The organism is [Clostridium] citroniae WAL-17108 (assembly GCF_000233455.1).
GTDB classification, from domain to species: Bacteria; Bacillota; Clostridia; order Lachnospirales; family Lachnospiraceae; genus Enterocloster; species Enterocloster citroniae.
In genome coordinates, this window is sequence record NZ_JH376431.1 from 35,400 (window position 1) to 46,260 (window position 10,861).

Below are 10,861 nucleotides of genomic sequence, written 5' to 3' on the forward strand. Positions count from 1 at the left end.
GTTCTCTTTTGCTGCATCATATGCATCAGATCAGAGACAAGGATTTGATCAGATACAGCCAAAAAGTCAGGGTAAATGCGCTTGCACATGTGGTAAGCGCCACCACGCTGGAAGTCAGGACACCTTCATGGCCCATGTTCCTGGCCATGACAAAGCAGCTGACCGTGGTGGCCGACCCCAGCATCACCAGAATGGCCACAAGCTGTTCATTCCTGAACCCGAGCCATATGGCAGCGGGCAGAAACGCGCCTGTCATGACCAGCAGTTTCATGGCCGTGGCCAGCAGGGCGGGCCTCACTGCTTCTCCTGCTTTTTTCCAGTCAAAGGAAGCTCCCATGGCCATAAGCCCCAGGGGTGTTGCCACTGCCGAAAGGCTTGCAACTGTCTTTTCCATGATGGCCGGCTGTTTCAGCCCCATCACGGACCATATCATGCCTGCAAGGATCCCCAGAATAATGGGATTGGTGCAGACGCCTTTCAGCGTATCCTTCAGCACTCCCTTTGACAGGTTCTTTTGCCCCGGCCTTGTAAAGGAAAGGATCAGGACCGCGATGGTATTATACAGGGGAACGCTGCCTATGATCATCAGAGGAGCCATCCCCGCATTTCCATAAATATTTTTTATAAACGCAATTCCCAGAAGGGCTGCGCTGCTGCGATAGCAGGACTGAATAAACTCCCCTCTCAGGTTTTTATCCTTTAACAAAAGAGAAACGCAGCCCGCCAGCAGGATCTCCGCCAGGGTAGCGCCAAAGCAGAACAGCACGAATCTGGTATCCCAGACATGAAAGAAATCAGAGCCGGCCAGGTCTTCAAACAGCAGTACCGGAAGGGCCGCCTTAAATACAAACTGGTTCATCTGGTTGACAAACCGGCCATCCATCAGGCCCACCTTTCTGAAAAATACTCCCAGCAGCATCAATATAAAAATCGGCAATGTTGCATTTAAACTAAATATCAGATTCTCCACGTCCCTGCGCCTCCGCTTACTCTTTTGTCCATCATCATGTAACAATATACTCTAAGGCCTTATTTGTCAAGACTTTCCATACCCTCAACAGCCAAAAAGGGGGGTATCTTTATGCGCTGAGAGTATTTAGAAATTCTAATCTTCCTGTTGACAGTTTTATGGAAATGTGGTTAAATAAAGATAGTTATTAATGTTATATTAAAAAGTATATTAAAAACTCTTTTAATATCCAGGAGGATTTTTACAATGGCAGAAGAATCTGTATCAATCAAGCAAATCAATCTGGATCGGATCCGCGCATTCATGGACCAGGAAGGTTCTGTTTCCAAGAGCCAGATAGCCAGGCGGCTGGGGCTTAGTTTTCCCACCGTGACACGTCTGGTGGATGAACTGTGTTCCGCCGGGGAACTCCTGGAGCAGGGCACCGGCACCTCCACGGGCGGAAGATGCGCGTGTTTTTATGAGCTGGACCCCCGCTTCCACCTCTATCTGCTGATCCAGATAGAGGACGGACGGGTATGCTGGAATGTCAAGGACATGAGGGAAGAGACAGTTGACCACGGTGAATTCTGTTTTAAATCCTTTTCCCTGGAACGGCTGGATTCCCTGATCCGGGATGCCATCCAGCGCCACCGGCGTCTCAGCGCCGTCTCCATCGGGATCGCGGCCCTGGTCAGCCGCGGCATTGTGGAGGAATCCACTGTTTTTGACTGTCTAAAGGGGATGAACCTGCCCGAACACCTAAAGGATGTGACCAGCCTTCCCGTTGTATTTGAGAATGATATGAATTACCTTACCATGGGATGCTGGACCGGAAAGCAGGCCTCCGTCAACTCACTTATCACCCTGTTCCTGAACAAATGCGGCATGGGCGGAGGCATGATCATCGACAACCGGCTGTGGACCGGCGCTTCCGGCTTCTGTACGGAGCCCTGCTTCCTCCCCTTTATGGACCGTTACTGGGAAGGATTAGACCGACAGCCGACTGTCACGGACGTGACGGAGCTTTACACCAGACTGATCCAGGTATACGCATGCACGGTCAACCCGTCCATGGTTGTCCTTTATCACAATCCTCTTCTGGAAGGAAGGCTGGATGATATCCGCTCCCGCTGTGCTGCCTGTCTGCCGGCCAAAGCCCTGCCTTCCATTGAACTGTCCAAAGATTACCAGAAGGATTACGAGCGGGGGCTGTTTGCCATGGCCCGCAGCGTTTCATGACCACAGAGATCACACGAAAACATTGTCCCGGAAGGAGATCCATGCTCCCTCCAAGACAGAATAATCATTGCACGCCGCCTAAAGAGGCGGGAGTATCCATGGGAGGGAAAGATGAACTATCCACATATTGTATTTGACATTGACAACACACTGATCGATACCACGGCAGCGGTACTGCACAGTCTCCAAAAGGCGATCCGGGAAGTAACCGGGGAGCACTGGGAAATCAGCCGCCTCACCCCCGTGCTGGGGATTCCGGGTTTAAATGCATTCGAGATGCTGGGCATCCGTTCCCCGGAACAGATATTTAAGATCTATCCCCTTTGGGAACAATATATGTACTCTTATCAGCACACGGCCTACCTCTATGAAGGCATACTTCCCCTCCTGGAATATCTCAAGTCCCAGGGCCATGTCCTGGGCATCATCACCTCCAAAACCATGGAGCAGTATAAAAACAGCTTTATCCCCTTTGGCATAGGCGGCATGTTCCGGACCGTGATTACTGCGGACGATACAAAGCAGCACAAGCCTCACCCTGCTCCCATGAACACCTACATGTGGCTGGAGGATACAGATGCCTCCCAGGTGCTCTATGTGGGCGACAGCGTCTATGACATGGATTGCGCCAGGGCAGCGGGCGTGGACAGCGCCCTGGCCCTGTGGGGCTGCTGTCATCCCGATGGCATTGTATCCACCTACCGTTTTGCCTCCCCGGAAAGCATGACCGGATGGTTCAGGCAGGGATGTCCTGCACCGTTGTAAATGCATTCCCCGGCAAAACCAAAAAGTGGACTGGTCAAAATATCTTTAACTGGATATTTTGTTCAGTCCACTTTTCCATTATAGTAGGTAGCAACAAACATCCTGACATGTTCAGGCAGCAAGGAGGACTCTGTATTATGGAACGTTTTTCCACTAAAAAACTTGTTATGTGCGCGCTTTTTGCCGCCCTGGCCTGCGTGGCCACCATGTCCATCCGCATCCCCACTCCCGGAACCGGCGGCTACATCCATCCCGGAGATGCTGTGGTGATACTCTGCGGCATTTTCATGGGACCGGCCGAGGCATTTCTGGCAGCAGGCATCGGTTCCTCCATGGCGGACCTTCTGGGCGGATATTTTATCTATGTGCCCATCACCTTTGTGATCAAGGGACTGGTAGCCTATTTAAGCAGCAGGCTCTACCGTGGTTTATCGTCCCAGGGCAGGAATTCTTACCTGGCAGTGGCCGGATGCGGGGTCATTGATATGGCCGTGGTGGCGGGAGGATATTTCCTGTGCGAGATCTTCCTCTATGGGACAGGCGCTGCCCTGGCCAGTGTTCCCTCCAATCTGATCCAGGGAACCGGCGGGCTCATCATCGCCTGCGCCCTCTATCCCGTACTGCGCAGACCTCTTGAGGCAGCCATGGCCGCGTAACCAACTGAAAAGGGGCAAAACCGGTATCCCTATGGAACCAGTTTTGCCCCTGCTGCATGTCAGAGGGTGGACCCCCTCCACTTGACTATATTTTTAAACACTACATCCCCGTCCCGCTTCTTTCCGTCCAGCACATCGATCAGTTCTTCCATGGCCCTGACCCCCTCCTGATAGGCGGGGGTGATGATCGCCGATATGGCCGGAGTGGTCATTCTGGTCCAGCCTTCCACATCAAACCCCACCAGGCCCAGCGTGTCCGGGAACAGCCCCATATGATCCGGATAATTGCGGATCGCCTGGTACACCACCTGGAGCTGGCCCGGGCTGGCCACATAGATCAGGGTTTTTCTGTTCAGATCCACTTTTTCCTTCAGCATCCCATACACCTGGTCTGATTTGATACCGTCCTGGAGATACAGGGTCCCCCCGTCCCTGCAGGCGTCCTGGAGGGCATCCTTATACCCCTGGGTGTTCTCAAATCCCACGCTGATGGCCGCCTCCCCGTCCGAAATCATAAGGAAATCCTCATATCCTTTTTTTATACACTCGGAAATGACCTGGTAAACACAGTCATAATTATTGCTCTTCACATACCTGCCCTTGAAATCATAAGGTTTTGCATCCAGGTACACAATGGGCTTTTTTTTCTTTTCCAGATCACCGGCCAGCATACCGAACCGGTAGGTGGACTGGATGATGAATCCCTCCGCCCCCAGTTTCAGCATCCGCTCCACATAGTCCTTTTCCTGCTGGAATGCAAGACCGCTGTTGCCCATCATGATCTGATACCCCTGGGCGCTGGCCGCGTCCTCCACTCCCTTTAAGGCCCGTGCGCAGTAAGGGTCCGAGCTGTCCCCCAGGATCACGCCTATAAGGCCGCTGCTTTTGGCCTTCATGGCCCTGGCCGCCGCACTGGGCTCATATCCGGTTTCATTAATGATATGCTGTATCCTCTGTTTGGTCTCCTCGGACATCTTGTTTGTTTTACCGTTGAGATAGAAAGATACCGTTGTCTTGGAAACACCCGCCCGTTCAGCAATTTCATTAATCGTCAGTTTCTTCATACCAGCCTCCACCACCCAGCTTACAGGATTTATAACTTTTATAACTATACCATTAATTTCTCAATCGGTAAAGTGTGGTATTCCCATTCAGGCTGCGGATCACAGCGGCCTTTGCATACACGGGAACGCCGTTGCACAGATACAGTTTGCCCCCCTTGCATGTTTCCCTGTTCCATATCAGGAAGGTCCAGTTTTCCCCCGAAGGCGAGGTGAAGGTCCTGGAAACCACCTCCGTCCCGGGCACGGGTTCAGAACTCCCCCACTGGAACACAGGCACACTGCCCATCTCCATGTCCGCTCCCGCCAGACAGGTCCAGTCCCTGTGCCTGTCCGTGAAGCAGCTTTTCTTTGTCAGGCAGGAAGCCGGGGAAAGATGATTGTAGGTTTCGGACACCACACAGTCGGTTTTTATAAACCCGGCAGCCCCCGCCAGCTTCAGGCAGCTGTTCCCAGCGCGCAGATTCCATTCCCCGCCCGGTTCCCCCAATGCCTCCACTCTGGGATCCAGATGATAGGACTCCTCCACCACATGGCTGCCGCTACACTCTATGTCATTGACGATCAGCCAGATGCCGGGGTCCGCCGTCAGCACCCGGCGGATCACAAGATACCCGGAACCGCTTGTAAGGGTCCCGTGATACGCCATTTCACAGTAATGCACCGGTCCCTGCTCCCTGAAATAGTTTTTCAGGCATTCCCCGTATGTCTCATATCCCCAGGCTCCTTTGGGAATCCCCTGGGATTCCCCATCGATCACACAGACATTGTGGGCCTGGGCACTTTTTAACGCCGGCCGCAAAGGCTCCTCTTCCATATAAGAATACCGTCCGCTGTCCACAAGGAATGGCTTTCCCTCATAATACAGGGATATGTGGGTCAGGTCCGCATGACCATGGCTGCTGCCCAGGGAACCGCAGGTAAGATAGGTAAAATGGCTGTCCTCAGACCAGCTGCTTCTCACATAGATGTTCCCGGAATCCTCTGCATGAAGGGACAAGGTCTCCGGCATCAGCGGTTTTTGCCTCCCATATGCGCAGATCCCATCCCGCCCCAGAAGCCATGCGCTGTCAAGGTCCATGGAACCAAAACCGGCAAAACGGCATTTCCCGTCCCCAGTGAGCACAGCGGCCTTTGTCAGCACATCCCTTACATCCGTCACATCACTGTCACACTGGGCCATCTGGCAATGATCCGGCCCGGCTGCATATATCACATATCGGCTCATTTTAGCTGTCTTTGTTTTAAGCCATATCTTATCCGCAGGAACATCCCCCTTCCAGTAAGCCAGCAGTCTCATACATGCCAGGAGCACCTCCATATGGTACATCATGGACTGCTCCCAATGGGATCCGTCCTCCAGCACCTGGAGGGCCAGCTGGTTTTCCAGTTCCTCCCATGCCCATTCCTTAAGCCCGTCCCCGGGCAGATATTCTTCAAACCACAGATAACCATGGCAGATGGCAGCGGTCTGGAGCAGTCCCCAGTTGCTGAGGGTATATTTGTCAATATATCCTTTCTTCATATAAAGATATTGGCTGCTCAGGCTATCCAGTATCTTTTCCGCCTGGCTTTGTCCCATCAGCCCTTCCCCTATGAGATGCACCAGAAGGAACTGCCAGCTCATACACCGGATCCCCGTATCAATGGAGCGTGTGGTCAGGGACCCTTCCGGCAATATGGGATTGCCCGCGATCCAGTGGTCCATGTACCACATCAGCTTTTCAATATATTTCCCTTTTCCCGTCAAACGGAATGCCAGCAAAAGTTTGTGCAGGTATTCATGGCGGTTCAGCATAAAGACCCATTCCAGATCCATGTTGGGGCTTTGATCCCACACCATCTCCTTCAGGGTATAGGGCGTGCTGCAGGGTTCCATATCCCACCTGTCCTCAAATATAAAGGTCTGATCCATGAGAAGCTCCGCCTGCTCCACGATCCTCTCCCCTTCGTCCAGGCAGTGGGCGACCATATATTCTGTCACAAATGCCGGATCATACTGTTTTATATAGGCCCTGGTCCGTTCCGCCAGGGCCATGAATCTGTCCTGTTTCATAGTCTCTCTCCGTTCCTCTGTTTTTCCCGGGGCACCGCCCCATCCCGCTTTCTCTTTTCCCAGGGCACCGCCCCCATTCCGCACTCTCTTTTCCGGACAGATGCGGGATAAAAAGCGCCATAATGCGGGACAGGGAGGTGCCGTTCAGGCGCCTCCCTCAGCGGACCCGGGGCAGGTCCATCCCGATCCGGCCCCGGATTCCATCAGCCATTATGCAATTATATGCAGCAGTGAAAGCACCACACCGATCACAATGGTCAAGATGACCAGTTTATACGTGGTCCACTTCTTCACCTTGATCAGGTAGAAGATCAGCCCGGTAAACAATACGGGCAGCAGCCTGGGGGCAATGGCATCGATCATATCCTGGATTGCCACAATCTTCTGCTGGTCTCCCGGCATGCTGGCCACGTACTGTATGGGTGTTGTTATCTTTACAAAGTTAACAGCCAGTCCGGAGATGACCGTCACACCGATCATGCTTGCAACCCCTGATATCTGTTCCATCTTGCTGCTCAGGGTGGCGATGATGTTGGTTCCCAGTTTATAACCCCACATTCCTGTGAGCACCTTTGCTGCCAGAAGGATTATGTTCATTGCCACAAAGAACAGGATGGGTCCCATGATCAGGCCGTCCATGGCCAGTGACGCTCCAATGGTGGCAAACAGGGGCGCCAGACAAAACTGGGCCAGGGAATCGCCGATTCCGGCCAGAGGGCCCATAAGAGCCATTTTGATATTGCGGATCTCGCTGGAAGGCGTCCGGTTCTCCAGCATTACCAGATGAAGGCTGGTAATAAATGGAAGAAAATGGATGTTGGTATTAAAAAACTCAATGTTTTCCTTTAACGCTTCCTGAAGCTTGTCATCATCATCCTTATACATCTTGCGCAGGGAGGGATACAGCACATTGGCATATCCAAGGCCCTGGTAATTGCCGTAGTTAAAACCGTTCTGCAGGAAATACGCCCGCAGGGATGTCTTTAAATAATCTTTTTTCTCCAACTGATTAGATGCCATCTTCAAATTCAACCTCCACTTCTTCTACAGATTCGCCGGATCCTCTGCCTGCGTTAAAAAATACAAGTAATGCGATCGCTGTTCCGATCACCGCTACCCCCATAACAGGAAGGTTCAGGTATGCGATCGCGATATAGCCCAGCAGCACAAAAGGAATCAGTTCCTTTTTAGCCATAACATTGAGGATCATGGCAAAACCAATGGCCGGAAGCATTTTCCCTGCCACTCCCAGTCCATTGCTGAGCCAGGCCGGAATCAGGGAGATGACCTTTGAAAGGCCATCGGAGCTGAAGGCGCCGCCAAATCCAATGATAAAACCAACCACCGCGAACACGCATACGGTGGCATTGGCCGCAATGCGGAATCCTCTGAAATCCTTTTTGTCCAGAGCTTTATAGGCAAAGCTGGTGAGCGTGGTGGCAAATGTGTAGGTGGCTGTGATCACAAACTGGAATGCAACTGCAAAGGGGAAGGAAAGCGCCAGGGCCGATCCCACATCGATCCCCGAATCCTTCATGGTAATGGCGATAATGGTCCCCACAATGCCGGGGCCCATGGGGTTAGGAGGCACGGAACCTCCCTGGGATACGCCGAATCCCATAAACGCAAGTTCTCCCACAGCTCCCATGGCAAGTCCGGTTGGCAGATCCCCTAAGATCAGGCCCACGCCTGCCGCCATTACAAGGCACCTGTTGGTATAGATACCGAACAGCATACCTGCCAGACAGAAAGCTGTCCATAAACCGATAAGTAAACACTGAAACATACTGATTGTCACAATCAATCCCTCCATTCTCCTTTTTATAAGTATTTATTCAAATCCACTTTTGCAGCCCCGTCATCCCCGGAAGCAGTGGTCTTTGTGTTAAAAGTGATCCCATATTGATCCCGCATTTTACGCAGGGCCGCCTTGTCATCCTCCCCCAGGGCAATGTATTTGCTTACATCCTCCTTGCCCGGCGCATGATGGATATTGCCCACATTGATCTCCTTTACAGGAACTCCGCCCGCCACCAGCTTAAGGGCGTCCCCGGTTGTCTTGCACACAATGAATATGGTCTGCTTCGGGGATGCCTTCATGATCACATCACAGGTGTGCCGGATGGAAAAGAAACGCATTGCAATAGTTTTAGGCACCACGGCTTTCATCAGCGTCTGCTGCATGGGATCCTCGCTGGCTGAGTCGTTGGCCACGATCACCGTGTTTACCCCCAGCGCCTTGATCCAGAGCTGTCCCTGTCCGTGGATCAGCCTCTCATCAATTCTGAATGCTACAATATTTGGTTCTGCCATTCTCATATCCTCCTATGGCTGTCCGTCATCTGTCCTTCAGACGCCGGAGCGGTTTATTTTACCAATATAAGTTCCAGTCTTTGTAAAAACGCATCAGCGCTTCCATATAATAGTAGTCTCCCCATATATTCCCCTCATCCACCCCTTTTCCCGAATGCCAGGAGTAGACGCCGTGAAGAAGTACGGGCGCGCCTTCCCTGATATCCGGATTGGTGTATCCGGTCATCAGCGCCTTCAGGATGCTGTGCATTGCGTGTTGATAGGTCTCTTTTTCCGGATGTACCTCGGGAAGGTACTTTAGCATCTCATGGATACCGCACACCGCCACAGCGGCGGCTGAGGAATCCCTGGACTGGCAGTCCCCGTCCGTAAAGATCAGATCCCAGTAGCACACATCATCCTGAGGCAGGCGGTTGAGAAAGTAATTAGTCATTCCCTCAAACAGCGGCAACGCACTGCTGTCCCTTGTGTATCTGTAATTCAGCGGGATTCCGTATATCCCCCAGGCCTGGCCCCTGGCCCAGGCCGACTCATCACTGTATCCCTGCCTGGTGACGCCCCTGACCGGCTCCCCTGTTTCAGGATCAAAGTAGAAGGTGTGGTATGCGGAGGCATCCTCACGGATCACATACCGGCAGGCGGTTTCATAATGGCGTACCGCCGCATTTTTATATGTATCATCCCCTGTCACCTGGGATGCCCAGTACAGCAGAGGAATATTTAAAAGGCAGTCAATGATCAGACGGTAATTATCCCTGGCTCCCAGCTCTCCCCAGGCCTGGATGAAACCGCCCTTTTCCTGAAAGCGCTCCAAGAGCTTATCCGCTGCCAGAAGCCCCGCTCTTTTCCCTTCCTCAGAACCGGTCAGCTTATAGCCGGCCACACAGGAAAGGCTGTAAAGGAATCCCAAATCGTGATGGTCCAGTTCAATGCGTTTTTCCACACGGTTCAGGAATGATGATACATTCTGTTCCGTCAGACGGCGAAATTCCCCATCCCCGGTGTACTCATAGCACAGCCACAAAAGTCCTGTCCAGAAACCGTCTGTCCATTCAATATTTTCAATGATGCCGTATGTCTGGTCCTTCGCCGCCGAAGAAGGGAACTTTGTTCCGAAATACTTCATATTACAGCGCACCTGCCCGACCACACGGTCAATGGCTTCCTCCACCTCCTGTCTGGAGAGAAGTCCGCCTGCAAGGTAGATGTCCTTTTTTTTGATTGGTTCCACATGTATCTCTCTCATCATGTCTCCCTTTCCCCATCCTTATACTATCATATTCTTTACAGGCCGTCCTCGAATTCCGGTTCCTGCCCTTCACTGTCCAGGCAGTCCAGGTCCCTGATCCCCTCTCTGCCCGCTGCCAGCACGGCTGCCGCCAGTTCATCCAGACCGTACACGGGTCTGGAGAACACCGCTTCCACCAACCCCGCCATATTGACACCTGCCATCACCTTGATCCGCCTGTCCCTCAGTTCTTCCCTCAGGGCTGCCGCTACATTAAAGGGCGTTCCGCCCACCAGGTCGGCCAGAATCAGGATCTCCTCTCCCTCCAGGGCTTTTACGGATCCTATCATGGCTTCCTTTAGATCAGACGGGCTGCACCCCTCCGGGAAATCCACCCCGGCCGTATTCTCAGGCCGTCCTGCCACCAGCGCAATGGCGCTTAAGAGCCCTGTGGGGAAATGTCCATGGCCTGTTACAATGATTCCTGTCATTTCTTTACTCCCTTCTAAGTTTACTGCTTGTTTACCTGTTTTTCCTTGTTATTCATTGTCTTTTTCGCTTTTTTAGTAAACCGGTTTACTTATGATTGAA

11 protein-coding genes are annotated in these 10,861 nt (G+C 52.4%); 3 read left to right on the top strand and 8 right to left on the bottom strand.

Features of this window, described 5'->3' with window-relative positions:
- Positions 1–25: 25 nt before the first annotated feature.
- Positions 26–970, bottom strand: a complete 945-nt coding sequence (locus tag HMPREF9469_RS27050) for an AEC family transporter (protein ID WP_007869908.1) — start codon at positions 968–970, stop codon at positions 26–28.
- A gap of 246 nt (positions 971–1,216) precedes the next feature.
- Here HMPREF9469_RS27050 and HMPREF9469_RS27055 point away from each other — a divergent pair, with 246 nt between their 5' ends.
- The 3 genes from HMPREF9469_RS27055 to HMPREF9469_RS27065 all read left to right on the top strand — a co-directional run bounded on the left by HMPREF9469_RS27055 (position 1,217) and on the right by HMPREF9469_RS27065 (position 3,612).
- A complete protein-coding gene (locus HMPREF9469_RS27055; protein WP_007869911.1) occupies positions 1,217–2,191 on the top strand; it encodes an ROK family protein in 975 nt (324 codons plus the stop codon).
- 111 nt (positions 2,192–2,302) lie between these two features.
- A complete protein-coding gene (locus HMPREF9469_RS27060) occupies positions 2,303–2,956 on the top strand; it encodes an HAD family hydrolase (protein ID WP_007869914.1) in 654 nt (217 codons plus the stop codon).
- Positions 2,957–3,090: 134 nt separating this feature from the next.
- Entirely contained in the window at positions 3,091–3,612 is a 522-nt protein-coding gene (locus HMPREF9469_RS27065; RefSeq protein ID WP_197092208.1) for an ECF transporter S component, read from the top strand.
- A gap of 59 nt (positions 3,613–3,671) precedes the next feature.
- Here HMPREF9469_RS27065 and HMPREF9469_RS27070 read toward each other — a convergent pair whose 3' ends face one another.
- The 7 genes from HMPREF9469_RS27070 to HMPREF9469_RS27100 all read right to left on the bottom strand — a co-directional run bounded on the left by HMPREF9469_RS27070 (position 3,672) and on the right by HMPREF9469_RS27100 (position 10,761).
- Entirely contained in the window at positions 3,672–4,676 is a 1,005-nt protein-coding gene (locus tag HMPREF9469_RS27070) for a LacI family DNA-binding transcriptional regulator (protein WP_007869918.1), read from the bottom strand.
- A 52-nt stretch (positions 4,677–4,728) separates the two neighbouring features.
- The gene (locus HMPREF9469_RS27075; protein WP_007869919.1) at positions 4,729–6,729 is read right to left on the bottom strand and encodes a heparinase II/III family protein; all 2,001 of its coding nucleotides are present in this window, start codon (positions 6,727–6,729) and stop codon (positions 4,729–4,731) included.
- A 210-nt stretch (positions 6,730–6,939) separates the two neighbouring features.
- A complete protein-coding gene (locus HMPREF9469_RS27080) occupies positions 6,940–7,749 on the bottom strand; it encodes a PTS system mannose/fructose/sorbose family transporter subunit IID (protein ID WP_007869921.1) in 810 nt (269 codons plus the stop codon).
- Positions 7,739–8,527, bottom strand: coding sequence for a PTS mannose/fructose/sorbose/N-acetylgalactosamine transporter subunit IIC (locus HMPREF9469_RS27085; protein ID WP_040417541.1), 789 nt, complete (start codon positions 8,525–8,527; stop codon positions 7,739–7,741). Before HMPREF9469_RS27085 ends, HMPREF9469_RS27080 begins: the two co-directional genes overlap by 11 nt.
- Positions 8,528–8,550: 23 nt before the next feature.
- Positions 8,551–9,042, bottom strand: coding sequence for a PTS sugar transporter subunit IIB (locus HMPREF9469_RS27090; protein ID WP_007869926.1), 492 nt, complete (start codon positions 9,040–9,042; stop codon positions 8,551–8,553).
- A 58-nt stretch (positions 9,043–9,100) separates the two neighbouring features.
- Positions 9,101–10,288 (bottom strand): glycoside hydrolase family 88 protein, encoded by a 1,188-nt coding sequence (locus HMPREF9469_RS27095; protein ID WP_007869929.1) that lies wholly within the window; start codon positions 10,286–10,288, stop codon positions 9,101–9,103.
- 38 nt (positions 10,289–10,326) lie between these two features.
- A complete protein-coding gene (locus HMPREF9469_RS27100; protein WP_007869932.1) occupies positions 10,327–10,761 on the bottom strand; it encodes a PTS sugar transporter subunit IIA in 435 nt (144 codons plus the stop codon).
- Between the last annotated feature and the right edge of the window lie 100 nt (positions 10,762–10,861).

Coding starts and splice junctions, on each gene's coding strand:
- HMPREF9469_RS27055 (WP_007869911.1), top strand. CDS start 1,217: ATGGCAGAAGAATCTGTATCAATCAAGCAAATCAATCTGGATCGGATC.
- HMPREF9469_RS27060 (WP_007869914.1), top strand. CDS start 2,303: ATGAACTATCCACATATTGTATTTGACATTGACAACACACTGATCGAT.
- HMPREF9469_RS27070 (WP_007869918.1), bottom strand. CDS start 4,676: ATGAAGAAACTGACGATTAATGAAATTGCTGAACGGGCGGGTGTTTCC.
- HMPREF9469_RS27075 (WP_007869919.1), bottom strand. CDS start 6,729: ATGAAACAGGACAGATTCATGGCCCTGGCGGAACGGACCAGGGCCTAT.
- HMPREF9469_RS27080 (WP_007869921.1), bottom strand. CDS start 7,749: ATGGCATCTAATCAGTTGGAGAAAAAAGATTATTTAAAGACATCCCTG.
- HMPREF9469_RS27090 (WP_007869926.1), bottom strand. CDS start 9,042: ATGGCAGAACCAAATATTGTAGCATTCAGAATTGATGAGAGGCTGATC.
- HMPREF9469_RS27095 (WP_007869929.1), bottom strand. CDS start 10,288: ATGAGAGAGATACATGTGGAACCAATCAAAAAAAAGGACATCTACCTT.
- HMPREF9469_RS27100 (WP_007869932.1), bottom strand. CDS start 10,761: ATGACAGGAATCATTGTAACAGGCCATGGACATTTCCCCACAGGGCTC.